Raw genomic sequence first — 24,896 nt, 5'->3', positions numbered from 1 at the left:
TTTAAAAAGCGGAGGTGTCTGACTGCCGGTTTGGGCTGGCGGGGACGGCCGTTTCTTAATCCATCGTCAACCCAGCAGCGAGGGAGGCATCATGAGCGCGAGCCAGAATCTGACTGGAGGTTGTCTGTGCGGCGCGGTGCGTTACCGTTTGCGCGCCGAGCCTTACGATGTGGTGCACTGCCATTGCAAAAGCTGCCGCCGAGCCAGCGGCGCGGCCTTCGTGACCTGGTTCACCGTTCGCGTGGCCGATCTGGACTGGCGCGGTGAAAAACCGGTGCTGTATCACTCCTCGGCGGCGGTCAGCCGGGGGTTCTGCCCGCATTGCGGCTCCACCCTGACTTACCGCCACGAATCGGACCCGGAGGAGCTCGATATCACCGTGTCTTCGCTGGACCATCCGGAACGGGTGGCGCCGGCCGGACATATCTGGTGGGAGCATCACCTGCCCTGGGGCAGCCCCGCCGCGCAGCAAGAACTGCCCATCTATCAACGCAGCGAGGCTTGAACCGCGCGTTTACGCTCCTGCGAACAAGAGCGAAGAGGGCTGAAGGAGCCCTCGCGTCACGGCGCGGGGTGCAGCGCGCCCGGCGCGACGACCACCCCGTCCTCGTCTGCGTACAACCAGTGGCCGGGGCTGAAGCGCACCTGGCCGAACTCCACGCTCAGATTGCGCTGGCCTTCGCCGCGCTTCACCGATTTTCGCGGATGGACGCCTAGCGCGCGTATGCCCAGCGCCAGCTTGTTCAAGGCGGCGGAGTCGCGAATGCAACCATTGATCACCACGCCGGCCCAGCCGTTGGCCACCGCCAGCACGCCCAGTTGATCGCCCAGCAACGCGCAGCGCAGCGAGCCGCCGCCGTCCACCACCAGCACTTTGCCGGCTCCGTTCTGACTCAGCGCTTCCCGCACCAGGCTGTTGTCCTCAAACAGCTTCAGGGTTTCGATGCGGCCGTAAAAGCGGGTCTGCCCGCCGTAGCGTTGCAGCGCGGGCGTCAACACCTGTAGTTGCTCGTCGAACTGATCGCATAGATCGGCTGTGTGAAAGTCCATGGCGGCTCTCCTGTGGGCGGATGGCGAAAGCTTAATCCTAGCAGCGCGAGCGCGCGGGCGATATGCCGGAGAAATGAAAAAGCCGCCTGGCGGCGGCTTTGGGCGTTGCGTATTGAGGTGGGGGTTATTCCAGCCGCAGAGGCACGAACAATACGGCCTCGTTGCGCCGCACCAGCAGGGCGATATGGCCTTTGGCGCTGGCCAATGCTTTTTCGAAGTGGGCGATGGTGGACACCTCCACCTGGTTCAAGCCCAGGATCACATCGCCCGCCTGCAGGCCGGAGCGGGCGGCGGGGCCTTGCGCTTTCTGGATCAGCAAGCCGCCGCGCACGCCCAGCTCCGAACGCTGATTAGGCGTCAGTTCGCTCAGCGTCAGCCCCAGTTTGCCAAACTGGAAGCCCTGCGGCGTGTTTTCCTCCTGAGGCTGCTGCGTGCTTGGCGCGTCCTGAGCGAGTTCCGCCAGCGTGGCTTCCAGCTCCTTCTCCACGCCCTTGCGCCACACCGTCAGCTTGATCTTGGTGCCCGGTTGCAAGGAACCAACCTGCACCGGGAGATCCTTGGAGCTTTCTATCGCTTTGCCGTCCAGCTTCAGGATGATGTCGCCGGCTTGCAGGCCGGCGCGAGAGGCCGGTCCCTTGGGATCGACGCGCACCACCAGCGCGCCGCTGGGGCGCTGAAGGCCAAAGGACTGCGCCAGTTCCTGGGTGACTTCCTGGATGTTGATGCCCAACTGGCCGCGGCTGACCTTGCCCTTGGCCTTGAGCTGATCGACCACGCTCATCGCCAAGTCGATGGGGATGGCGAAGGAAATGCCCATGAAGCCGCCGGAACGGCTGTAAATCTGCGAGTTGATGCCCACTACTTCGCCGCGCAGGTTGAACAGCGGGCCGCCGGAGTTGCCGGGGTTGATCGCCACGTCGGTCTGGATGAAGGGGACGAAGTTCTCGTCCGGCAGGCTGCGGCCCTTGGCGGAAACGATGCCGGCCGTGACGGTGTTGTCGAAGCCGAACGGCGCGCCGATGGCGGCTACCCATTCGCCGACCTTCAAGTCCGCCGGGCTGCCTATCTTGACCACCGGCAGGTCCGCCGCCGCCACTTTCAGCAGCGCCACGTCGGTGCGCTTGTCCACGCCCACCAGCTTGGCGCGCAGCTCGCGCTTGTCGGTCAGCATGACTTTGACCTGCTGGCTGTCCGCCACTACGTGGGCGTTGGTCAGGATGTAGCCGTCGGCGCTGATGATGAAACCGGAGCCGAAGGAGACGCTTTCTTCCTGCGGCTGTTCGCGCTGAGGCGGATGATTGGGGATGAAGCGGCGGAAGAAGTCGTACAGCGGATCGTCTTCCGGTACGGGAATCGGGAGGTTGCTGGCTTGGGCGCCGCCGCTTTCTTCGCGGCTGGCCTGGATGTTCACCACCGCCGGTCCGTCGCGGGTGACCAATTGAGTGAAGTCCGGCAGCAGCATGGCGACGCGGCCATCCTGTTGTGCGGGAATGGCGACCGGCGCGGGTTGGGAGTTGCCTTTGAAGAAGCGCTCGACCTTGTCGCAGCCGGACAGCAACGAGGCTGCGAGCAAGGCGCCAACCAGGGTGCGCAGATACGTTGTCACAGGCTATCCTTTTAGGTTGATGTCTATGCGGAAAATAAGGGCGGAACCGGAGTTTTTCCAGTATTTGATTCAGTTGTCTTTAATCATAACGGTTTTTGCCGGATATTCGCAGAGATCGGCGATGACGCAACGCTCGCATTCAGGCTTTCTGGCTTTACAGACATAGCGTCCGAGCAGGATCAGCCAGTGGTGCGCGTCGATTTTGAATTCGTCGGGGATGTATTTTACCAGCTTATCCTCAACTTCTCGCACGTCTTTGCCGGGCGCGATCCGGGTGCGGTTGGCGACCCTGAAAATATGGGTGTCCACCGCGATGGTAGGCTGACCGAAAGCAGTGTTCAGCACCACGTTGGCCGTTTTGCGGCCGACGCCGGGCAGCGCCTCCAAGGCCTCGCGGGTTTGCGGCACTTCGCCGCCGTGCTTTTCCAGCAGCAGACGACAGGTGGCGATCACGTTTCTGGCCTTGGTCTTGTACAAGCCTATGGTCTTGATGAAGTCCGCCAGCGATTCTTCTCCCAGCGCCAGCATGGCCGCCGGGGTGTTGGCCACGGGGTAGAGGCGGCGCGTGGCCTTGTTGACGCTGACGTCGGTGGCTTGCGCCGACAGCAGCACCGAGATCAGCAGTTCGAACGGGCTGCTGTACTCCAGTTCGGTGGTGGGGTGCGGGTTGGCGTCGCGCAGACGGGCGAATATTTCTTTGCGTTTGACGGCGTTCACGGCTTGTCCTTGTCTGCTTGTTCGCGGGCGGCGCGCATCGCGGCGGCGCGTTCCATCGCCTTGCGGATCAATTCGTTTTTGTCGGCCGCCGGCGCGGAAGCGGCCGCGGCGACCGGCGCTGCGGCCGGAGGCGGCGACGCGGCGCTTACCGCGGCGCGTTCGGCCAGGCGTCTGGCCTTGTCTTCTTGTTCGCGCGTTTTGCGCGCTTGGCGTCGTTCGTAGCGCATGCGGGCCTGGGCGGCGCGCGCCATCACGCGGGCGCGCTCGCCGTCGGCCGGGTCGGCCACCGGAACCAAGTCGATGCAGTCCACCGGACAGGGCGCGAGGCATAGCTCGCAGCCGGTGCATTCGGAGGCGATGACGGTGTGCATCTGCTTGGCGGCGCCTACGATGGCGTCCACCGGACAGGCCTGGATGCATAGGGTACAACCTATGCAGCTGTCTTCGCGTATCACGGCCAGCGCCCGCGGTTTGGGCTGCGGGCCGTCGGGGGCGAAGGGAATGACGTCCCGGCCCAGCAGCTCCGCCAGCGCCCGGATGCCGTCGTCGCCGCCCGGCGGGCAGCGGTTGATCGGGTCGCGGCCTTCCGCCAGCGCCTCCGCATACGGTCGGCAGCCGGCGTGGCTGCATTGTCCGCATTGGGTCTGGGGCAGCAGGGCGTCGATCCTTTCGACCAGGGGGATAACGGGCATGCTGTCGGATTCCACTTGAAAAACCGCTAATTATCGACGCTACGGCGAATGGCTTCAACTCCCGGATGGCGGATGAGGGCGCGGAAGGAGTGAAAAAGCCGTCGCTTGCGCGACGGCTCCTGCGGGTGCGGCGGACGATGGCTTGATCACAGCGGATGTTGCAGCTGCTCCAGAATCTGCGGGTTTTCCAGCGTGGACACGTCTTGGGTGATCTCTTCGCCCTTGGCGATGGAGCGCAGCAGGCGGCGCATGATCTTGCCGGAGCGGGTCTTGGGCAGGTTTTCGCCGAAGCGGATGTCGTCCGGCTGGGCGATCTTGCCAATCTCGTGCGCCACCCAGTTTTTCAGCTCGGCCGCCACTTTCTTGGCTTCCTCGCCCTGCGGGCGCGCGCCTTTGAGCACGACGAAGGCCACCACCGCCTCGCCCTTGACCTCGTGCGGCTTGCCGACCACGGCGGCCTCGGCCACCAGCGGGTTGGCCACCAGCGCGGATTCGATCTCCATGGTGCCCAGGCGGTGGCCGGACACGTTCAGCACGTCGTCGATGCGGCCCATGATCCAGAAATAGCCGTTCTCGTCGCGGTTGGCGGAATCGCCGGCAAGGTAGTACTGACCGTTGAACTCTTCCGGGAAATAGGTTTTCTTGAAGCGCTCCGGATCGTTCCAGATGGTGCGCACCAGGCTGGGGAAGGGCTTCTTGATCACCAGGAAACCGCCGCGGCCAGGGTCCACCTGGGCGCCGGATTCATCGACGATGTCGGCCATGATGCCGGGCAGCGGCAGCGTGCACGAGCCGGGCTTGGTGGCCACCGCGCCGGGCAGCGGCGAAATCTGGATGGAGCCGGTTTCGGTCTGCCACCAGGTGTCCACGATGGGGCAGCGGCCGCCGCCCACGGTTTCGTGATACCAGATCCAGGCTTCGGGGTTGATCGGCTCGCCCACGGTGCCGAGCAGGCGCAGGCTGGACAGGTCGTGCTGCTTGGGCAGGTCCGCGCCCAGCTTGATCAACGAGCGGATGGCGGTGGGCGCGGTGTAGAAAATGCTGACCTTGTGCTGCTCTATCATGCGCCAGAAGCGTGAGGCGTCCGGATAGGTGGGCACGCCTTCGAAGATCACCTGAGTGGCGCCGTTGGCCAAAGGGCCGTAGCAAATATAGCTGTGGCCGGTGATCCAGCCCACGTCGGCGGTGCACCAGAACACGTCGTTGGGTTTGTAGTCGAATACCCAGCGGAAGCTGTTGGCGGCGCCCAGCAGATAGCCGGCGCTGCTGTGCTGAATGCCCTTGGGCTTGCCGGTGGAGCCAGAGGTGTAAAGGATGAACAGCGGATCCTCGGCGTTCATCCATTCCGGTTCGCATTGCTCCGGCTGGCCGCTGGTCAGCTGGTGCCACCATACGTCGCGGCCCTCGCTCCAGGCGACCGCGTTTTGGGTGCGCTGATAAGCGATCACGTGTTTGACGCTGTCGCAGCCGCCCATCGCCAGCGCTTCATCCACCGTGGCTTTCAGCGGCACGCTCTTGCCGCCGCGCAGGCCTTCGTTGGCGGTGATCACCAGTTTGGCGCCGGCGTCCTGGACGCGGTCGCGCACCGCCCCGGCGGAAAAGCCGCCAAACACCACGGAGTGGATGGCGCCGATGCGCGCGCAAGCCTGCATCGCCACGATGGCTTCGATCACCATGGGCATGTAAATCACCACGCGGTCGCCCTTGGACACGCCCAGGCTCTTCAGGCCGTTGGCGAACTGGCAGACGCGGCGGTGCAATTCGGCGTAGGTGACGCGGGTGACCGCGCCGTCGTCGGCCTCGAAAATCAGCGCGATGCGATTGGCGTTGACCGCCAGGTGGCGGTCCAGGCAGTTGTAGGAGATGTTCAGCACGCCATCGTCGAACCATTTGAAGAACGGCGCTTGGCTGTCGTCCAACACGCGGGTGAACGGTTTTTTCCAGGTGATCAGGTCGCGCGCCAGGTCGCCCCAGAACGACAGGTAATCTGTGTCCGCCTGCTCGCAGAGCGTGTTGTACGCCTCCATTCCGGAGATTGCCGCTTTCTGGCGGAAATCGTCGGAAGGCGGAAAGCTGCGGGTTTCCTTGAGGACGGATTCTAGCGTGGACATAAACTTCTCCTGGATTAGCTTTGTTGTCATGCCGCCGCTCCGGAACCGCTGGAGCGGCGCGGTGGGGTATTTAAGGCAGGCCGACATCCTCGGCCCGGCCTTATGTCAATGTCAATGCTTGGAGGCCCCGGATGCGCCGATGCCGGTCATCGCGCGCACGAACTGAGCTTCGAATTTGGCTTTTTCCTCATCGGCCTGACGGGATTTGTCCAGCACCGAGATCAGCCAGGTGGAAACGAAGGCCAGGGTCATCGAGAAGATGGCCGGGTTCTTGTACGGGAACACCGCGTGTTCGTGCTTGAGCACCTCCACCCAGACCGTCGGCCCCAGAACGATCAGCACCACCGCGGACAGCAGGCCGATGAAGCCGCCGATCACCGCGCCGCGCGTGGTCAGTCCTTTCCAGAACATGGACAGGAACAGCACCGGGAAGTTGGCCGAGGCGGCAATGGAGAAGGCCAGGCCCACCATGAAGGCGATGTTCTGCTTCTCGAATACCAGGCCCAGCACGATGGCCACCACGCCCAGCACCACGGTGGTGATTTTGGACACGCGGATTTCGTCGGCCTCGTTGGCTTTGCCCTTTTTGATCACGCTGGCGTACAGGTCGTGCGACACCGCGGAGGCGCCGGACAGCGCCAGGCCGGCCACCACCGCCAGGATGGTGGCGAAGGCCACCGCGGAGATGAAGCCCAGGAACATGTCGCCGCCCACGGCCTCGGCCAGGTGCACCGCCGCCATATTGTTGCCGCCGATCAGCTGAGTGACGGATTTGCCGTTTTTGACCACGGTTTCCATCATGCCCGGTTGGTTCAGCACCAGCATGATGGCGCCGAAGCCGATGATGAAGGTGAGGATGTAGAAGTAACCGATGAAGCCGGTGGCGAAGAACACCGATTTGCGCGCCTCTTTGGCGTCGGACACGGTGAAGAAGCGCATCAGGATGTGGGGCAGGCCGGCGGTGCCGAACATCAGCGCCAGACCCAGCGAGATCGAGTCGATGGGATCCGTTTTGCCCGGCGCCATGATGGCGACGCCCTTGCTATGCGCGGCCACCGCTTTTTCAAACATCAGTTCCGGGCTGAAACCCACGGTGGCCAGCACCATGATGGCCATGAAGGTGGCGCCGGACAACAGCAGCACCGCCTTGATGATTTGCACCCAAGTGGTGGCCAGCATGCCGCCGAACAGCACGTAGCACACCATCAGCACGCCCACCATCAGCACCGCGGAGGTGTAGCTCATGCCAAACAAGAGCTGGATCAACTTGCCAGCCCCCACCATCTGCGCAATCAGGTAGATGGCTACCACCACCAGTGTGGAGGTGGCGGCGAAGCTGCGCACCGGCGTTTGTTGCAGCCGGTAGGAGGCGACGTCGGCGAAAGTGTATTTGCCCAGATTGCGCAGGCGTTCGGCCACCAGGAACAGGATCACCGGCCAGCCGACCAGGAAGCCCATCGAGTAGATCAGGCCGTCGTAGCCTTTTTCGAACACCATGGCGGAAATGCCGAGGAAGGACGCGGCGGACATGTAGTCGCCGGCGATCGCCAGGCCGTTTTGAAAACCGGTGATGCCGCCGCCGGCCGCGTAGAAGTCGCTGGCGGACTTGGTGCGGCGAGCCGCCCAATAGGTGACACACAGCGTAAACGCCACAAACAGCAGGAACATGATGATGGCGTGCCAGTTGGTGGCCTGTTGTTTGACATCGCCCTCAATGGCCCCGGCCGCCATGGCCAAGGAGGGCAGTAGAACGCCGGCGACGCAGGCCAGTTGCAAGACGCGTTGCTTCATTGTTTGGACTCCTCGACGATTTGCTGGTTGAGCAGGTCGAATTCGGTGTTGGCGCGGCGGACGTAGATGCCGGTCAACACGAAGGCCGAGATGATGATCAGCACGCCGATGGGAATGCCTATGGTCATGGTGGCGCCGGCGCTGATCGGATGGCCCAGCGTGGCCGGCGAGAATGCCAGCACCAGGATGAAACCGTAATAGATGGCCAGCATGATCAAAGTGAGCTGCCAACCCAGGCTGGTTTTCTTGTGCACCAGTTCCTTGAATTTGGGATTGGACTGCACTTTCTTGAGTATGTCCTCGTTCATTGCATCCTCCTTTGTGATCGCGGCTTAGAGTGCCGCTGCTAAAAACATAAGGGAGGCTGTGGCGGCGAATCTAATCGCTTTTTTTGATGCGTAAAATTATTCAGACCGATGTTGCGATGCAAAAATCAAGTAAAATCAAGTATTTATATTAGAATTTTTACTCTTTGTCTGGTGTGAAATTGTTGTCCTGTTGTCAGTGCGACCGGGGTTTGTCCTGGTTGCCTTGGCGGCCGAACGCCTTTGCGCAAATGCTTGGACAGGGCGGTGGCGAGGCACAAAACGCTTGTTATTTAGCCGGCATTACGCTGAAAATGGCTCGCACAAGAAAAACCCGCCATCGGCCAAGCTTTGCTCAGGCCGCCATGCCGCCGCGTTGCGCGGTAGTGCTCAAACGGGCGTCGGAGCCCCGCCGTCATGCCGCCCATGACCGGCACGCGGCGATCCGGTCCGCCGTCTGGCATCCAAGTCAGGGGAGAACATGGAAATCTATCAGTTGCGCACCTTTGTCACCGTCGCTCAGCAAGGGCACCTGACACAGGCCGCGGAATTGCTGCATCTGTCGCAGCCGGCGGTCACCGCGCAAATCAAGGCGCTGGAAGAAGAAGTGGGCATGCAGTTGTTTGAGCGCAGCGCGGGAGGCGTGTCGCTCACTCGCATCGGACAGGAGCTGTTGCCGCAGGCGCAGGCGATACTGGGCGCGGCCAGCGGCATCATCAACCATGCCAAACAATTGAAGGGCCAGTTGTCCGGCAAGGCGCGGATAGGCATCACGCTGACGCCGGACACGCTGAAAATCGGGCCTTGGGTGGCCGGTTTGGTGGAGCGCTATCCCTTGCTGGACATCCAACTGCGTCACGGCGTGACGGTGGATGTGCTGAACCTGGTCCGCAAGAAGGAGCTGGACGCCGGCTTCTACCTGGGCAAGAACCCTTATGTGAACGTCTCTACGGTCAAGTTGGCGGAATTGCCGTTCCGAATCGTTTTGCCCGCCGCCTGGGCGCCGCGTTTGGCCGGCGGTTTGAAGGAATTGGGCAAATTGCCGTGGATAGGCATTTCGCAATTCTCCAGCCTTTCCAAAATCACCGCGGAGTTGTGGCGGGAACTTAACATTTCGCCTAAGAAGGTAGCGGAGTGCGATCATCTCGACGCTATCCTGGAACTGGTGGCCTCCGGAGTGGGGGTGGCGCTGGCGCGGGAAGAGGCGGCGCAAGCCTGGCGGGACGCAGGCAGGTTGACAGTACTGCCGGATGTGCGCAAATTGGCTGAGTTGCAATTTGTTTACCCATCGGACCGGGGGGGCGACCCGGTGCTGGAAACCTTGTTGCAAGAATTGCTGCAAGTGTGGCGTTTGCCCGCTGTTGCGGCTTAGAACCTGTTTACGACGCTGCGTGTCTTTTTTCAGCCGCAACGCTTTGTCACCGTAAGCAGGCTCCTGAGGCGGTTGCCGCGCGAAAGCGCGCTGGCCGCCTGGTTTGACCGAAGGAGTGGCAATGACCCGTAGTTGGTTGATCGGCGCGATGGAGAGCTACCGCAACGCGGTGGAGCGCGGCCAGCAGCGCTTGTTGGAAGCGCAGCACGAAGCCTGTGTCGGCTGGTGGTCGGCTTTTGCGCCGGCTTATCCGATATCGCAGGGTGATCTGGAGCGCCGGCTGGATGACACCTTGTTGGTGGGCGCCAATCTGTTGCAAGCGCAAGCGGATACTCAGCGCGACTGGATGCTGCTGACCGAGCGCTGGCTGTCCGAGGTAAACCGTGATGTGCAGGCGCGTCTGGACGCGGCCAGCGACGATTCGCCCTCGCTGCACCCGCTGCGGCATGCCTGGCAGGTGGGCAGCCTGTCCGGTTCCGCCTTGTCCAAGGTTTCACGCCAAGTGGGGCATTTCGCCGCCACCAGCCTGTCGTCCACGCCTTTGCGCGCCGCCTGCGACGCGCGGCGCGAGTGGAAGCGGCAGCGTTCCTGACTCCCGGCAATCCCAAGCGTCGTATGCAATGCCTCAATACTTATTGAGGCATTGTCTTTTTGAGCCGGCCAGCGGCTGCCGGCTTGGCGCTGCTCGTCAATCCACTCCCCGGCTTTTGTCTGATGATTTATTTAATTTTTAATATTAATTGTAATTTTATTTAAGATTTTAATTATTTGATTTTACCGTTAAATTACTGATTTATTGCTTTGTTTTTCCTTGGTGAAAACGTGGTGTTTTTTAAGATATATTCGTTTGGAAGGTGGGCTGCTTGGCTTTGGATCATCAATGGGTGGCGCCAATTTTTATGGAGCGTATTCATGGGGGCGGAAATGCGTGGCGTATTTAAACAATACTGGCTAGATCAAATAAAGGTGCCGGCTTTGTTGAATGTGAATTTGAAAGTGGCCGCAGCCAGATTCACCGTCTTGGCCGGCCCCTCCGGCAGCGGAAAAAGCACGATCCTGCATTTGCTGGGCGGCATGGATCGCCCCGACAGCGGGGATATCGTTATTGCTGGACAAAGCATAGCCGCCTTGAGTGATGACGAACTTAGCGATTTCCGCGCCCGCCATTTGGGTTTTGTGTTTCAAAGTTTCAACTTGCTGCCGGTGCTGTCCGCGCTGGAGAACGTGGAATACCCGCTGCACTTGCAAGGCGAATCGGCGGGGCGCCGTAAGGCGCGCGCGCTGGAGATGCTGGCCGAGGTGGGCTTGTTGAAACAGGCGGCGCATCGGCCCGGGCAGCTGTCCGGCGGTCAGCGTCAACGGGTGGCGATTGCGCGTGCGCTGGTGCACAAGCCGGCGCTGGTGTTGGCCGACGAACCCACCGCCAATCTGGACAGCGGCACCGGAGCCTCCATCCTGGCGCTGCTGCGGCGCTTGCAAGGCGAGCGCGGCGTGGCGGTGGTGTTCTCCTCGCACGATCCGCTGGTGATCGCGGCGGCGGACGAATGCTACCAAGTCCGTGACGGAAGAGTCCGCGCACTGGCGGAGGGAGAGGCGCTGGCATGAACGTCCTGCAACTGGCGTGGCGCAATCTGTTGCGCAACCGTCGGCGAACTTGGGCAAGCGTCCTGACCATGGCGGTGGGCATGGCGGGTGTGTTGTTGTTCGGCGGCTATCAGAGAGCGGTCCAGTACGGTTTGGAAACGGCTTTCGTTCGCGAGCTCGGCCATTTGCAGGTGCAGCACAGTGATTATTTGCAATACGGCAGCGGCAATCCGGCTGCCTATGGCATCCGCGACTATCGGCGCATCCAGCGCATGATCGAGTCGGATTCGGTATTGGCGGGCATGTTGGTGACAGTCACACCGACCCTGACCCTGGGCGGCATTGCCGGCTATTACGCTACCGGCGCGTCGCGCACGGTGTTGGCGCAAGGCAGCGAGCCGGCAGGCCAGGATCGTTTGCGGCGCTGGGACGCCCACGGCCTTCGGCAGGCGGCCAAGCCGATGGCGCTGACCGGCAGCAGCCCCAATGCGGTGGTATTGGGCAGCGGCGTTGCCAGAACCCTGGGGCTGTGCCTATCCGGTGGCGACCGCGGCTGCACGGCGGCCGTTGTGGAGAGCGAGCGACTGCCGCCGGACCTGGCCGCCTTGACTGGGCCTGCGCGAACCGACGACGGCAAGCGGATCGAACTGCTGACGGCCACGGCTGCCGGCGCGCCCAATGTCGCTCGTTTGCAGGTGCTGGGGGTGGAGCGGCAGGGTGCTCGGGAGTGGGACGATGTCTATGTGGGCTTGCATTTGGCTCAGGCACAGCGGCTGCTGTATGGGGAGGGGGAGCCGATGGTGACGGCGATCCTGCTGCAGTTGAAGAACAGCGGGCAGATTGGGGCGGCGCGCCAGCGGCTGCAACAGTTGTTTCAATCCGGTCTGAGCGAGCAGCCGCTGACGGCGCACGATTTCGCCGCTCTGCAGCCGCTGTACCAGCGGATCGTTGACATGTTCGGTGCCATCTTCGGTTTTATGGCGACGCTCATTGCCAGCGTAACGCTATTCACCACTGGGAACACCATGAATATGGCGGTGGTGGAGCGCACCCGCGAAATCGGCTCGCTGCGTTCCATCGGCGTGCGACGCAGCGGTATCCAGCGGCTGTTTCTATGCGAGGGCGCCTTGCTGGGGGCGATTGGAGGCCTGAGCGGCCTGCTGCTATCGCTGGGGCTGGCTTGGCTGATCAACCGCGCGGGTCTGAGTTGGCTGCCTCCCGGAGTGGTGGAGCCCAGTCCGATTTTGATCAGGGTCTGGGGCGAGACGCGCATGGTGGCCGCGTGCATGGGGGGAGGGATGGCCGTGGCGCTGCTGTCGTCCTGGTGGCCGTCGCGCCGGGCGGCGCGTTGGAACATCGTAGACGCCTTGAGGCAGGCCTGAGCCGGTATGGCGGAAGAGGGAGGGGAACGGAGCATGAAGTGCCCGCACATTTTGGGGGTGATCGCGTTTGTTTGGCTGGGGGTGGCCCGGGCGGCGCCGGACGCGCAGCAGATACTGGCCTGGAGCGACGAGGTGCGCAATCCCGGCAAGTCTTTCAGCCTGACGGTGGATTTGCTCAGCTACAAGCAAGGCAAGCCCAGCGACGCCAGCTCCTTGGTGTTGTATTCACGGGCCGATCCGCGGCGCGGCGAGTTTCGCAGCCTGTTGCGCTTTGTCAGCCCCAGCCGCGACGCGGGCAAATTGACCCTGAAAAGCGGCAAGGATTTATGGGTGTTTGACCCCGCGAGCCAGGCCAGCGTGCCGATTTCGCCGCAGCAGCGGCTGTTGGGCCAGGCGGCGAACGGCGATGTGGTGACAGTGAACTGGGCCCTGGACTATCTGGCCACGCTTGTGGCGGAGGAGACCGTGATCGATGGTGATCGCAAGCCGCGCGCCAGCTACAAGCTGCGGCTGAGTGCGCGGCGCTCGGATGTGACTTACCACGCCATTGAGCTATGGGTGGATCGTGACGGTTATCGCAGCCGCAAGGCACAGTTCTACGCCGCCAGCGGTGAGCTGCTGAAAACCGCTTATTACCGCGGTTATCGCCAGGCGCTGGGCCGGGACCGCCCCACGGAAACCGTCATCATCGATGGTCTTAATCCGCAGTGGGTGACGGTGATGCGCAAGAGCGGCTTCGCTTGGCGCGAGGTGCCCGAGGCCTGGCTGCAGCGGGATTATCTGCCGCGCTTCAGGGTGGAGTGAGTGGCGCCGGCCATTCAAATCCGCAGTGGCGCGTCGCCGTCCTCGGCGTCCATGTTGTGCGGTTCGCCCACCAATAGCGGGTCCGCCGCTCTGGCGACGTGCGCGTCCTTGCCTGGGTAGTCCAGCCGGGACAGGAAGTGGCGGATGCAGTTGAGGCGCGCGCGCTTCTTGTCATCGGACTTCACCACCGTCCACGGCGCGTCGCCGGTATGGGTGTGGAAGAAGGTCGCTTCCTTGGCCGCGGTGTAGTCGTCCCATTTGTCCAGCGACTGTATGTCGATAGGCGACAGTTTCCAGTGTTTCAGCGGGTCGTCGCGGCGCGAGATGAAGCGGCGCAGCTGCTCTTCGCGGCTGACCGAGAACCAGAACTTGAACAGGCGGATGCCGCTGTTGACCAGCATGCGCTCCAGCTGCGGCGTCTGGCGCATGAATTCCAGATACTCGTGCGGATGGCAAAAGCCCATGACCCGCTCCACGCCGGCGCGGTTGTACCAGGAGCGGTCGAAGAACACGATCTCGCCCGCGGTGGGCAGGTGTTCGATATAGCGTTGGAAGTACCACTGGCCGCGCTCGCGGTCCGAAGGCTTTTCCAGCGCCACCACGCGCGCGCCGCGCGGGTTCAGGTGTTCCATATAGCGTTTGATGGTGCCGCCCTTGCCAGCGGCGTCGCGGCCTTCGAACAGGATCACGATTTTCTGGCCGCTTTCTTTGACCCAGTTCTGCACTTTAAGCAGCTCGATCTGCAGCGCCTGTTTCTGCTGCTCGTACTCCGGGCGGCGCATCCGCGTGCGGTAAGGATAGCTGGCCGGCAGCTCGGCGCTGACGCTGTCCTCAGCGCTGCCCTGCGGCGCGGCGGCCACTTGCAAGGCCACCGGCTGTTGGCTGACGGTTTCGATGGCTTGCACCGATTCCTGGTGGGCGCGTTCCACATTGGTGCGGCGGTGGGCGGCGGCTCGACGCGGCGGCGGCTTGACGGCCGGCGGGGGGGCGTCGGCGACGGCTTCCGAGGGCAGGGGGGCTTGGGGCGGGGTTTTGTCTTGTGTCATGCAAGCTCCTTTGCGGGGGATAAAACCATGCTACTCCCATGGAAAACCGGTGTCGATGCGCATTGCTTGGCTCGGATGGCACGCATTTGGCGCCCGTCATGGGCGTTTTGTCGCAAGGCAAAGCTTTTTATGCCGATTTCATGCATATTGATGCCGTTGGATTTGAGCGATGGGGGGAGCTATGTGGGCGGTGGAGTTGAACGGGGTGTCGAAGAGTTATTGGATGGAGCAGGTGCGCGTGCCGGCGCTGGCGGAGGTCAGCCTCAAAATCTCCTCGGCGCGCTTCACCGTGCTGTCCGGCCAGTCCGGCAGCGGCAAGACCACTTTGCTGAACCTGATCGGCGGCATAGACCGCGCCGATGCCGGAAAGATCATGGTGGCGGATCAGGATTTGGGTGGCTTGAGCGACGACGCGCTCAGCGATTTTCGCGCGCGTCACATCGGTTTCATCTTCCAGAATTTCAATCTGATGCCGGTGCTGTCGGCGTTTGAGAACGTCGAGTACCCGTTGCAATTGCAGGGGGTGCCGGCGCGGCGGCGACGCGAGCGGGTATTGGAGATGCTGGCGGCGGTGGGATTGGCGGACAAGGCTGCGAACCGGCCCGGCCAGCTGTCCGGCGGTCAGCGGCAGCGGGTGGCGATTGCGCGCGCGCTGGTGCACGAGCCGGCCTTGGTGCTGGCAGACGAACCCACCGCCAATCTGGACAGCCAGACCGGGGCGTCCATTCTGGCCTTGTTGCGCCAATTGCAGCGCGAACGCCGGGTGGCGGTGGTGTTCTCCTCGCATGATCCGCAAGTGATCGCGGCGGCGGATGACCGCTACCTGGTCAGCGATGGCCGGGTCGGCGCGCTGAACGCAGAGGAGGCCTTGGCGTGAATACCTTGAAGCTGGCCTGGCGCAATCTGCTGCGTAATCGCCGCCGCACCTTGGCGACCTTGTCCACGATGATTATCGGCTTGGTGGCGGTGTTGCTGTTCGGCGGTTACAACCGCACGGTGCAATATGGGCTGCAAACCGGCATGGTGCGCGCCGGCGGCCATCTGCAGGTGCAGCATCGGGATTATTTCCTGTACGGCAGCGGCAACCCCGCCGCTTATGGCATCCGCGATTACCGGACCGTGATGCGGCAGATCGAGAACGACCCGGTGCTGCGGCCGATGTTGACGGTGGTGACCCCCACGTTGAGCTTGGGCGGCATTGCCGGCCATTACGCGGCCGGCGCCTCTCGAACGGTGATCGCCCGCGGCAGCGAAGTGGACGCGCAGAACCGGCTGCGGCGTTGGGACGATTATGGCTTCAACGATAAGCGCAAACCGGTGGCGCTGACCGGCACCGCGCCGAACGCGGCGGTGATCGGCACCGGTGTGGCGCGAGTGCTGCAATTGTGCGCGGCGTTCAAGCTCAAGGATTGCGCGCCGCCGCCGGTTCCGGCCGGCGGCGACGATTTGCCGGCCGATCTGGCGGCCTTGTCCGCGGCGGCGCCGCCGGCCGTCGGCCGCGACGATCAGATCGAGCTTTTGGCCGCCACCGCCGCCGGTGCGCCCAATGTGGCCCGCTTGCAAGTGGCCAAGGTGGAGAGCCAAGGCATCAAGGAGCTGGACGATATGTATGTCGGCCTGCATCTGCGCCAGGCTCAGCAGCTGGTGTACGGCCAGGGCGAGCCGATGGCCACCGCCATCGTGCTGCAGCTCAGGCACACCGCGCAGATTCCGGCGGCCGAGGCGCGTTTGCGCCAGCTGTTCGCCACCCGCTTGCGCGGCCAGCCGCTGGCGGCGCACGACTTTGCCACGCTGCAGCCGCAATACGGCCAAATCACCGGCATGTTCGGCACCATTTTCGGCTTTCTGGCGGTGTTGATCGCCTGCGTGGCGCTGTTCACCATAGGCAACACCATGAATATGGTGGTGCTGGAGCGGACAGTGGAGATCGGCACTCTGCGAGCAATGGGGTTGCGCCGCCGCGGCATCCAGCGGCTGTTCCTGTGCGAGGGTTGTCTGCTGGGCCTTGGCGGCGGGGTGCTGGGCATCGCGCTGGCGTTGTTGCTCGCCTGGCTGATCAATCACGCCGGGCTGACCTGGCTGCCGCCGGGGCAGGTGGACCCCAGCCCCATCCTGGTGCGGGTATGGGGCGAGTGGCGGATGATGGCGGTGACCGCCGGCGGTTTGATGGCAATGGCGCTGCTATCGTCGTGGTGGCCGGCGCGGCGCGCGGCCGCGGCCAATATCGTGGAGGCTTTGCGTCATGCGTGACAGGCTTGGAATTTTCAAGAGAGTGAGAACGGTACGCTGGGCCGCGTTGAGCGTTGCCTTGTGGGCGACGACGACGCTGGCGGCGCCCGACGCGCAGACCATCCTGGCCAATAGCGACGCGGTGCGCAATCCGGAGCGCTCCTTCGGGCTGGTGGTGTCCTTGGTCAGTTATAAGGACGGCAAGCAGAACGAGGCCAGCGCGCTGGCGGTGTATTCGCGCGCCGATCCGAAAAGCGGCCAGTTCCGCAGCCTGCTGCGTTTCATCAACCCTAAGCGGGACGCCGGCAAGCTGATGCTCAAAAGCGGCAACGATCTGTGGTTTTTCGATCCGGCGAGCAAGGCCAGCGTGCCGATTTCGCCGCAGCAGCGGCTGTTGGGCCAGGCGGCCAACGGCGACGTGGTCACTGTCAACCTGGCGCTGGATTATCAAGCGGTGCTGGCCGGCGAGGAGACGATACAGGACGGGGACCGCCAGACGCGGTTTTGCTACAAGCTGCGGCTCAGCGCGCGCAATCCCGGCGTCACCTACCACGCGATTGATCTGTGGGTGGACCGCGATGGCTATCGCAGCCGCAAGGCGCAATTCTATGCAGAGAGCGGAAGCCTGCTGAAGACCGCGTACTACCGCGCGTATCAGCCAGTGTTGGGACGAGAGCGCCCGACGGAAACCGTGATCATAGACGGCCTCAATCCGCGCTGGATAACGGTGTTGCGCAACAGCCAGTTCGCTTGGCGCGAGGTGCCGGAAGCTTGGTTGCAACGCGACTATCTGCCGCGTTTTCGGGCCGAATGACGATGCGGAAGCTGGCGCTTGGGTGGTTGCTGCTGGCGTGCGCGGCCGCGCGGGGCGCCGACGCGCCGCTGGACGAGGAAGCGTTGCGCTTGGCCGATCAAACCCGGATGGAGGAAGAGAAGCCGCGTGATCTGAAGCTTCAACTGGAGGCGTCCGCGTTGTCGCCGCGGCCGGGAGACGATAGCCAGCGGCTGTCTTTCGATTTGCGCTGGGACGGCCGCCTGAGCCCGGCCTGGCGCGGCGTGCTGGCCAACCGGCTGGATTGGCGCTTTGCCGGCTCGCCGCAGCGGGACCACGGCGTCAATACCCTGAAGGAGGCCTATCTGAGCCGCGAGTTCGGCGTCGACGCGATGCTGGACTTGGGGCGCGTCAATACCCGCTACGGCGTGGCCGTGGGCTACAACCCCACTGATTTTCTCGGCGCCGGCACCGTGCGCTCGGTGGTGTCGGCGGACCCGGACAGCCTGCGTCAGAACCGTCTCGGCAACGCCATGTTGCGCTGGCAGCGGCTGTGGGATCGGGCTTCCTTGACCGCGATCTGGTCGCCAAAGCTGGGTTCGGGGCCTAATCCGGACGGCGCCAGCCTGGACTGGGGCGCCAGCAATCCCCGACAGCGGCTGCTGCTGGCCGGCAGCTATCGCTTCGCTGAAAACCTGAATCCGCAATGGCTGTTGCTGCAAGAGCAAGGCCGTTCTCCGCAACTGGGCTTCAATGTGTCGCGCGTGCTTGGCAACGCCACCGTGGTTTATCTGGAATGGGCCGGCGGGCGGCAGCAGACTACTTGGAGGCAAAGCCTGGGGCTGCCGGATTCTGCTTGGCGCAATCGTCTGGCCGGGGGCCTGACCTGGACCGGCGCCAACAAACTGAGCCTGACCTTGGAGGGGCAGCAGGACGGCGCGGCACCGGATGGCGATGAATGGCGCGCGCTGCGCGAGAAGCCGGCGCTCTATGGCGCTTATCGGGCTGGAGTCGGCGCAAGCGGCGGCCTGCCCACCCGGCGTGCCGCCTTGCTGCGAGCGCATTGGCAGGATGCGCTGGTGGATGACCTGGATCTGACCGCGATGCGCAGTTTCGACCTGGTGGATCATAGCGGCATGAATTGGGCCGAGGTCCGCTATCACCTGGGCGCGGCGGACCTGGCCTTGCAGTGGCAGCGTTTTGACGGAGCGCCGGACAGCCGTTACGGCGCGAGCCCGGCGCGGCGGGTCTGGCAATTGCTGGTCGACTACTTTTACTGAGGTCGTGAGCCGGCTTGGAGGCGGCTGTCGCGGCGCGGATCGCATGGCGAGCGGCGGGGAAACAAACCATAGTGATGATGAGGCGGAGAGACGCTGCTTGTCGTCGAAACGATCCTGAACAGAGGGGGTGGGCATGGGCATGAGCACGGTGGCCGCGTTGCAAACGTATCTGCGTTCCTGGAACGCGGCGGGCTGCCTGCACGGCGTGGCCGCCGTCTGCCTGGCCGACGGCGAGCGGGTGGCGGTGGCCGGCGGCATGGCCGATCCGGGTTTGGCGGTGGCCAACGAGCCGGACACGGTGTTTCGCATCGGCTCGTTGAGCAAGAGCTTTACCGCCGCCGCGGTACTGCAGCAGGTGGCCCAGGGGCGGCTGGAACTGAGCGACAGCCTGGAGCGGTTTTTTCCCGACTTTCCCAATGCGGCGGGCATCAGCCTGCATCAATTGCTGAATCACAGCGCCGGCACCGCCAACTTCACCAGCGCGGCGGAGTATTGGCCCACGCGGATGCGGTTGGCGCATCGGCCGCAGGAACTGCTTGATTGGGCGCACGCTTTGCCGCCGGCTTGCCCGCCCGGCATTGCCCACGCATACAGCAATACCGGCTATTTATTATTGGCGGCCATTGTGGAGCGGGTGGCGGATCAGGATTTCTCCAGCTATCGGCAGCAGTACCTGTTTCGGCCGCTGGGTCTGGAGCGCACTTTCGTCGACGATGGCCGCGTCATTCTGCCGCAGGCCGCGCGCGGCCTGCATCCCGGAGCGCCGTGGCGCTACGCGGAGCCGATGGACATGTCGGTGGCGTGGGGCGTCTACGATCTGGCCTCCAGCGCGGGTGATCTGTGCCGTTGGCTGGAGGCGCTGCAGCGGGGCGAGGCCTTGCCGGCCAGGCTGGCCTCGCTGATGCTGGACGTGAGCGCTCTGGAGTACGCCTACGGGTTTTACGGGGAGGACTGGGTGCTGGCCGGCCGCCAGTTGCGGCTGGCCCAGCACTTTGGCGACGTCAACGGCTTTTTCTCCTTCATGAGCGTCTTGCCCGGCGGGGGCGGCGTGGTGGTGTTGGCCAATGCCTTCGGCTCGCCGGTGGAGCGCCTGGGACGGGATTTGGCCCGCATCGCCAGCGGAGAGGAGTGGGAAGCCCTGCCGGCGCCGGGGCGGCAGCAGCCGGACGAGCAGTTGTTCGTTCCGGGGCGTTATGAGAGTGGAGATGGCGCTTGGATGGAGTTGTTTTACAACGAGCACGGCTGCTATGCGCGCAGCCCGCGCCGTTACGGCGTGCCAATCGCCTATCCGCTGACCGTGGAGGCGCAGACGCCGCAACTGGCGCGCAGCGCCGTGCTGCCGGAGACTCTGTTGATTGAGGGCTGAACGCTGCAATGGCGCGACGCCGAGGGGGAGACCAGACGCTTGCGTCGGCAGTAGGCGGTTTGTCCGGCGTAGGGGGCATGGTCTATCGTGAGAACTGACAAAACCAAGCCAGCTTTCGAGTCGAGGCCCAGAATTGACGGATTTTAAACAAGAGGCGGGAAAAGCTCGATTCCGGGCTTTCCTCGCCTCCCTGCCATGGCGCGCGTGGGGGGGGGGGGTTCTGGTGCCCTTGCTGGCCTTGGCCGCGCAGTGGTGGTTTTGGGACTGGATCCACCCATACGTCTGGTTCCTGTTCTATCCCGCGGTCTTCGTATCCGCCATGCTGGGCGGGCTGACTGGCGGTCTGGTCGCCACCGTCTTGTCGACTTTGCTGGTCTGGTATCTGTTCATGCCCCCGCAGTGGAGCTTCGTCATTATCCGGACGTCCGATGCCGCCTCAATTGCCTTGTTCGCCTTGTGCGGCTTGATGTTTAGCCTGTTCAGCCAGCGTCTCATCAGTCGCCGCTCGCGTTGGGCGGAGAATGAACTGGCGCGCCAGCAAGCTTTATTGCACGCCATCATCAACAACTCCACCGCGGTCATCTTCGTCAAGGACATGCATGGCCGCTATCTGCTGGTCAATCAACGCTATCCGGATTTGTTCCATATCAGCGTAGAGGCCATGCGCGGTCTGCGCGACGAGGACTTGTTCCCGCCCGATGTGGTGGCCAAGTTGCGCGAGGCCGATCTGGAAGTGCTGAACACCGGTCAGGCGCGCGAATACGAGGAAACCGTGCCGCACGACGATGGCCCGCATACTTACTTGGTGTACAAATTTCCCTTGTTCGACGCCGAGGGGCGCGCCTACGCGGTGTGCGGCATCGCGTCGGACATCAGCGCGCGCAAGCGCGCCGAAGCGGAGCAGGGGAAGCGCGAGCAATTGCTGCAGGAAATGAGCGCCATCGCCCGGGTGGGCGGCTGGTGGTTTGATCCCGCAAGCGGGGACTGCGGCTGGACCTCGGAAGTGGCCCGCATCCATGACCTGCCGGCCGATGCTCCGGCCAACACCTGCATTGGGTTGGATTTTTTCCATGGGGAGGATCGCCGGCGGATAGAGGAAGCGGTGCGCCGCGTCGTGACGGAGGCCGAGCCCTATGATCTGGAGCTGCAATTGCTCAGCGCCACCGGCCGGCGCAAGTGGGTGAGAGTGTCCGGGAGACCGGTGTTGGCGGGCGGCAAGGTGGTGTCGGTGCGGGGCGCAATGCAGGACGTGTCCGACCGAAAAGCCATGGAAACCGCTCTGTTGGAAAGCGAGGAAAGACTATCGCTGTTCATCGAACACGCCCCGGCGGCGCTGGCGATGTTCGATCGCAATATGCGTTATCTGGCGGCCAGCCGTCGCTGGCTGGACGATTACCAACTGGACGGCCAGGACATCATCGGCCGATCCCACTACGAGGTATTCCCGGAGATCCCCGACGCTTGGCGGGAAATTCATCGCCGGGCGCTGGCCGGGGAGGTGGTGCGCGAAGAGGAAGACCGCTTTCTGCGTCAGAACGGCGCGGCGCAGTGGCTGTGTTGGGAAGTGCGGCCATGGCACGCGCGAGACGGCGCCATCGGGGGGATTGTGATCTTCACCGAGGACATCTCCGCGCGCAAATCCGTTGAAGAAGAGCGTCACCAGTTGGCGGAGGCGCTGGATCAGTCGGCGCAGCCGGTGGTGATGACCGATGCATCCAAGAATATCCTGTACGTCAACGCCGCGTTTGGCGAGTTGATGGGGTATTCGATCGGCGAACTGCTGGGCACCTCGATCTCACGCTTCATTCCGGACGATCCGGTTAGCCGGGAGGAGCGGGCGGCGCTGGAGCAGCAGGTGAAACAGCAGGGACGCTGGACCGGCGAGCAGGCGCGGGTCGCCAGCAACGGCGAAATCATTCCGGTTTACGCCTGCGTCACCGCCATGCACGATCTGTCCGGCACGTTCTGCGGCTTTTTCGGCACCTATAACGATTTGCGGCCGCTGCGCGAAAAAACCCAGGCCTTGGCCAGCGCCGAAGCGCGCTATCGCAGCGTGTTGGATCATGCCGCAGATGCCGTGTTGGTGGCGGATGCGGAGGGGCGCTATCAATACGCCAACCTGCAGGCCTGTCAGTTGCTGGGTTATGACGAGCCGGAAATCCTGGCGATGCGGGTGGGCGATTTCAGCGCGGGCTCCGCGGCGGATAATGCGCAGTCTTTGTTCCAGCGCTTGCTGTCCAACGAGCAGTTGAGCGCCGAGATGCTGCTGCGGCGCAAGGACGGCGCCGAGGTGCCGGTGGAGGTGAACGCGATCCGCCTGCCGGATGGCGGCGTCTACGGCGCTTTCCGCGACATTACCTTGCGGCGGCAGGCGGCGGAGCGGATTCGCCAGCTGTCCATGGCGGTGGAGCAGAGCCCGGAGAGCATCGTCATCACCGATCTGGAAACGCGGATTGAATACGTCAACGAAGCGTTTGTCCGCAATACCGGTTACAGCCGGGAAGAGGTGATGGGGCAGACGCCCAATCTGCTCAAGTCCGGCCTGACTCCAGCGGACACCTATGCGGAGCTGTGGAGCGCGCTGCGGGCCGGTCAGCCATGGAAAGGCGAGCTGTTCAACCGGCGCAAGGACGGCAGCGATTACGTCGACTTCGCCCACATCTCGCCTATCCGTCAACCGGACGGCAGGATCAGTCATTACCTGTCCTTGCAAGAGGATATCACCCAGAAAAAGCGGCTGGCCATGGAGCTGGATCAGCACCGTCATCACCTGGAAGAACTGGTGGCGGTGCGCACCGCGGAGGTGCGCGCCACCAGCGCCAAGCTGCAAACCACCCAGTTCGCCATGGACAGCGTGGGCATCGGCATCCACTGGGTGGATGCGGCGAGCGGGCGGCTGATCTACGTCAACCGTTACGCGGCGGAGCTGCTGGGCTACGGCGTCGATGAGATGTTGAGCCTGAACGTATCGGACATCGTGCCCAATACCACGCCCGAAATCTACGCGCACACCGTGGAGCGCCTGCGGCAGCAAAGCCGGGCGCAGTTCGAAACCCAGCAACGAACCCGGGACGGGCGGCTGGTGGCAGTGGAAATGACGGCGTATTACCTGCCGGACAGGCCGGGGGGCTCGGACAAAATCATCGGCTTCGTCACCGACATCACCCGGCGCAAGGAGACCGAGCAGGCCCTGGTGCGCGCCAAGGAAGACGCGGAGGCGGCCAATCTGGCCAAGAGCGCCTTCGTCGCCAATATGAGCCATGAAATCCGCACGCCCTTGAACGCCATCATCGGTTTCACCCATTTGCTGATGCGCACTCAGCCGCGGCCGGAGCAGCAGGCCAAGCTGGAAAAAGTGCTGGTGGCCAGCGGGCATCTGCTTGGCATCATCAACGACATTCTGGACCTGTCCAAGATCGAAGCCGGCAAGTTGTCGCTGGAGCGGACCGACTTTTCCATCGGCGCGCTGTTCGATCACGTGCGTTCCCTGATCGACGAGCCGGCGCAGGCCAAGGGTTTGCGCGTGGAGATCGATTACGCGGGCGTGCCGCCGTGTCTGCGTGGCGATTCCACCCGCTTGCGCCAGGCTTTGCTCAATTACGCGGGCAACGCGGTCAAATTCACCGAGCGGGGAACGATCACCATGCGTGCGCGGCTGTTGCGGAGCGAAGGCGAGCGCCTGCTGCTGCGTTTCGAGGTGCGCGACACCGGCATCGGCATTCCCGCCGACAAACTGGCCAGCCTGTTTCAGGCGTTTCAGCAGGCGGACGATTCCACCACCCGCAAATACGGCGGCACCGGCCTGGGTTTGGCGATTACCCAGCGCCTGGCCGCGTTGATGGGCGGCGAAGTGGGCGCGGAAAGCCAAGAGGGGCACGGCAGCGTGTTTTGGCTGACCGCCTGGCTGACGGAGGGGGATAGCGTTGCCGCCGAGCCGGCCGGCGTGGAGCCTGACAAGGTTGAGGCCGAATTACGGCTGCGCGCGGACGCGAGGGTGCTGGTAGTGGAGGACGACCTTATCAATCAGGAAGTGGCGCTCTGGCTGTTGGACAGCGTTGGTCTGAAGGCCGAGCTGGCGCGCAACGGCCGGGAGGCCGTGGAGCGCGCCGCCGCCGGAGTATACGATCTGGTGCTGATGGACGTGCAGATGCCGGAACTGGACGGATTGGAGGCGACGCGTCGGATCCGGGCTTTGCCGCGCTGGGAGCACATCCCTATCCTGGGCATGACCGCCAACGCTTTCGAAGAGGACCGCCAACGCTGTCTGGCTGCCGGCATGAATGACTTCGTGGCAAAGCCGGTGGACCCGGAGCAACTGTTCGGATTGCTGTTGAAATGGCTGCCGTCGCTTGCGCCGCCTGGGATCATGCCGCCCGATCCGCCGCCGGTCGCCGGGCGACGCGAGCAGTTGATGGGCCTGCCCGGTGTGGATCTGGCGGCGGGCCTGCGCACCGTTGGGAACGATCTGGAGCGTTTTGAACGTTTGCTGCGCAAGTTCGCGGACCTTCATCGCCACGACGCGGCCAAGTTGGAGGACGCGGCGCGCGCGGAAGAAAGCGAGGAGGCGTGCCGCATCGCCCACTCGCTGAAAGGGGCCGCAGGGTCCTTGGGGCTGATCCGCGTTCAGGCCGAGGCCGCCGCGCTGGAAGCCGCTTTGAGACAAGGGCGGGCCGAAGACGCGACCCCGGCCCGCATCCAGACCTTGGGCCGCGAACTGACCGCCTTGTGCGCGGCATTGGACGCATTGCCGGCTATGGCATAAGCGAGGCATGTTCTCGACTTTTAATGC

20 protein-coding genes are annotated in these 24,896 nt (G+C 63.6%); 12 read left to right on the top strand and 8 right to left on the bottom strand.

Annotated elements, in window-relative coordinates; genetic code table 11:
- Positions 1-91 precede the first annotated feature (91 nt).
- Complete coding sequence (locus BR71_RS05380; RefSeq protein WP_019104533.1) at positions 92-505, top strand: GFA family protein; 414 nt, start codon at positions 92-94, stop codon at positions 503-505.
- Between the two features lie 56 nt (positions 506-561).
- Here BR71_RS05380 and rraA read toward each other — a convergent pair whose 3' ends face one another.
- The 7 genes from rraA to BR71_RS05345 form a co-directional block, all read right to left on the bottom strand.
- On the bottom strand, positions 562-1,050 hold the full coding sequence (rraA, locus tag BR71_RS05375; protein WP_043633757.1) for a ribonuclease E activity regulator RraA: 489 nt from the start codon (positions 1,048-1,050) through the stop codon (positions 562-564).
- A gap of 124 nt (positions 1,051-1,174) precedes the next feature.
- Positions 1,175-2,656, bottom strand: a complete 1,482-nt coding sequence (locus tag BR71_RS05370; RefSeq protein WP_043633755.1) for a DegQ family serine endoprotease — start codon at positions 2,654-2,656, stop codon at positions 1,175-1,177.
- A gap of 69 nt (positions 2,657-2,725) precedes the next feature.
- Positions 2,726-3,373 (bottom strand): endonuclease III, encoded by a 648-nt coding sequence (gene nth, locus BR71_RS05365; protein ID WP_043633752.1) that lies wholly within the window; start codon positions 3,371-3,373, stop codon positions 2,726-2,728.
- Positions 3,370-4,080, bottom strand: a complete 711-nt coding sequence (gene rsxB / locus BR71_RS05360) for an electron transport complex subunit RsxB (RefSeq protein ID WP_279625727.1) — start codon at positions 4,078-4,080, stop codon at positions 3,370-3,372. The genes nth and rsxB overlap by 4 nt, the downstream gene beginning before the upstream one ends.
- A 131-nt stretch (positions 4,081-4,211) precedes the next feature.
- Positions 4,212-6,176, bottom strand: a complete 1,965-nt coding sequence (gene acs, locus BR71_RS05355; RefSeq protein WP_043633746.1) for an acetate--CoA ligase — start codon at positions 6,174-6,176, stop codon at positions 4,212-4,214.
- 111 nt (positions 6,177-6,287) lie between these two features.
- On the bottom strand, positions 6,288-7,967 hold the full coding sequence (locus BR71_RS05350) for a cation acetate symporter (RefSeq protein ID WP_019104527.1): 1,680 nt from the start codon (positions 7,965-7,967) through the stop codon (positions 6,288-6,290).
- Positions 7,964-8,275: a DUF485 domain-containing protein gene (locus tag BR71_RS05345; RefSeq protein ID WP_019104526.1), complete on the bottom strand. Its 312-nt coding sequence runs from the start codon at positions 8,273-8,275 to the stop codon at positions 7,964-7,966. The genes BR71_RS05350 and BR71_RS05345 overlap by 4 nt, the downstream gene beginning before the upstream one ends.
- A 478-nt stretch (positions 8,276-8,753) precedes the next feature.
- Here BR71_RS05345 and BR71_RS05340 point away from each other — a divergent pair, with 478 nt between their 5' ends.
- The 5 genes from BR71_RS05340 (at position 8,754) to BR71_RS05320 (ending at position 13,414) form a co-directional block, all read left to right on the top strand.
- Positions 8,754-9,644, top strand: a complete 891-nt coding sequence (locus tag BR71_RS05340; protein WP_019104525.1) for a LysR family transcriptional regulator — start codon at positions 8,754-8,756, stop codon at positions 9,642-9,644.
- Between the two features lie 121 nt (positions 9,645-9,765).
- A complete protein-coding gene (locus tag BR71_RS05335; RefSeq protein WP_019104524.1) occupies positions 9,766-10,236 on the top strand; it encodes a hypothetical protein in 471 nt (156 codons plus the stop codon).
- A gap of 374 nt (positions 10,237-10,610) precedes the next feature.
- Positions 10,611-11,249 (top strand): ABC transporter ATP-binding protein, encoded by a 639-nt coding sequence (locus BR71_RS05330; protein WP_231138220.1) that lies wholly within the window; start codon positions 10,611-10,613, stop codon positions 11,247-11,249.
- A complete protein-coding gene (locus BR71_RS05325) occupies positions 11,246-12,610 on the top strand; it encodes an ABC transporter permease (protein WP_043633743.1) in 1,365 nt (454 codons plus the stop codon). Before BR71_RS05330 ends, BR71_RS05325 begins: the two co-directional genes overlap by 4 nt.
- Positions 12,611-12,643: 33 nt before the next feature.
- Positions 12,644-13,414, top strand: coding sequence for an outer membrane lipoprotein-sorting protein (locus BR71_RS05320; protein WP_052370356.1), 771 nt, complete (start codon positions 12,644-12,646; stop codon positions 13,412-13,414).
- 14 nt (positions 13,415-13,428) lie between these two features.
- Here the strand turns inward: BR71_RS05320 and ppk2 are convergent, their stop codons facing one another.
- Positions 13,429-14,280: a polyphosphate kinase 2 gene (gene ppk2, locus BR71_RS05315; protein WP_203391094.1), complete on the bottom strand. Its 852-nt coding sequence runs from the start codon at positions 14,278-14,280 to the stop codon at positions 13,429-13,431.
- Positions 14,281-14,629: 349 nt separating this feature from the next.
- Here ppk2 and BR71_RS05310 point away from each other — a divergent pair, with 349 nt between their 5' ends.
- The 6 genes from BR71_RS05310 to BR71_RS22770 all read left to right on the top strand — a co-directional run bounded on the left by BR71_RS05310 (position 14,630) and on the right by BR71_RS22770 (position 24,869).
- Positions 14,630-15,337: an ABC transporter ATP-binding protein gene (locus BR71_RS05310; RefSeq protein WP_244269591.1), complete on the top strand. Its 708-nt coding sequence runs from the start codon at positions 14,630-14,632 to the stop codon at positions 15,335-15,337.
- Positions 15,334-16,710: an ABC transporter permease gene (locus BR71_RS05305; protein WP_043633737.1), complete on the top strand. Its 1,377-nt coding sequence runs from the start codon at positions 15,334-15,336 to the stop codon at positions 16,708-16,710. Before BR71_RS05310 ends, BR71_RS05305 begins: the two co-directional genes overlap by 4 nt.
- A 22-nt stretch (positions 16,711-16,732) precedes the next feature.
- Entirely contained in the window at positions 16,733-17,503 is a 771-nt protein-coding gene (locus tag BR71_RS05300) for an outer membrane lipoprotein-sorting protein (protein ID WP_244269590.1), read from the top strand.
- Between the two features lie 2 nt (positions 17,504-17,505).
- Positions 17,506-18,741 (top strand): hypothetical protein, encoded by a 1,236-nt coding sequence (locus BR71_RS05295; RefSeq protein WP_052370354.1) that lies wholly within the window; start codon positions 17,506-17,508, stop codon positions 18,739-18,741.
- A 133-nt stretch (positions 18,742-18,874) separates the two neighbouring features.
- Positions 18,875-20,107 carry a serine hydrolase domain-containing protein gene (locus BR71_RS05290; RefSeq protein ID WP_043633727.1) on the top strand — a complete coding sequence of 411 codons (1,233 nt, stop codon included), beginning with the start codon at positions 18,875-18,877 and terminating at the stop codon, positions 20,105-20,107.
- Positions 20,108-20,240: 133 nt separating this feature from the next.
- Positions 20,241-24,869, top strand: coding sequence for a PAS domain S-box protein (locus BR71_RS22770; RefSeq protein ID WP_081862560.1), 4,629 nt, complete (start codon positions 20,241-20,243; stop codon positions 24,867-24,869).
- The last annotated feature ends 27 nt before the right edge of the window (positions 24,870-24,896 follow it).

The sequence above is a fragment of the Chromobacterium haemolyticum DSM 19808 genome (assembly GCF_000711885.1).
Taxonomy (GTDB): Bacteria; Pseudomonadota; Gammaproteobacteria; order Burkholderiales; family Chromobacteriaceae; genus Chromobacterium; species Chromobacterium haemolyticum.
Note: the sequence above shows the minus strand (reverse complement) of the source record. Positions and strands in the feature narration are given on the sequence as shown.

What these genes read in the sequence shown, in the direction of transcription:
- BR71_RS05320 (WP_052370356.1), top strand. Translation starts at nt 12,644, where the DNA reads ATGAAGTGCCCGCACATTTTGGGGGTGATCGCGTTTGTTTGGCTGGGG.
- acs (WP_043633746.1), bottom strand. Translation starts at nt 6,176, where the DNA reads ATGTCCACGCTAGAATCCGTCCTCAAGGAAACCCGCAGCTTTCCGCCT.
- BR71_RS05310 (WP_244269591.1), top strand. Translation starts at nt 14,630, where the DNA reads ATGGGGGGAGCTATGTGGGCGGTGGAGTTGAACGGGGTGTCGAAGAGT.
- BR71_RS05295 (WP_052370354.1), top strand. Translation starts at nt 17,506, where the DNA reads ATGCGGAAGCTGGCGCTTGGGTGGTTGCTGCTGGCGTGCGCGGCCGCG.
- BR71_RS05335 (WP_019104524.1), top strand. Translation starts at nt 9,766, where the DNA reads ATGACCCGTAGTTGGTTGATCGGCGCGATGGAGAGCTACCGCAACGCG.
- BR71_RS05290 (WP_043633727.1), top strand. Translation starts at nt 18,875, where the DNA reads ATGGGCATGAGCACGGTGGCCGCGTTGCAAACGTATCTGCGTTCCTGG.
- BR71_RS05350 (WP_019104527.1), bottom strand. Translation starts at nt 7,967, where the DNA reads ATGAAGCAACGCGTCTTGCAACTGGCCTGCGTCGCCGGCGTTCTACTG.
- BR71_RS05380 (WP_019104533.1), top strand. Translation starts at nt 92, where the DNA reads ATGAGCGCGAGCCAGAATCTGACTGGAGGTTGTCTGTGCGGCGCGGTG.
- BR71_RS05345 (WP_019104526.1), bottom strand. Translation starts at nt 8,275, where the DNA reads ATGAACGAGGACATACTCAAGAAAGTGCAGTCCAATCCCAAATTCAAG.
- rraA (WP_043633757.1), bottom strand. Translation starts at nt 1,050, where the DNA reads ATGGACTTTCACACAGCCGATCTATGCGATCAGTTCGACGAGCAACTA.
- BR71_RS05340 (WP_019104525.1), top strand. Translation starts at nt 8,754, where the DNA reads ATGGAAATCTATCAGTTGCGCACCTTTGTCACCGTCGCTCAGCAAGGG.
- BR71_RS05325 (WP_043633743.1), top strand. Translation starts at nt 11,246, where the DNA reads ATGAACGTCCTGCAACTGGCGTGGCGCAATCTGTTGCGCAACCGTCGG.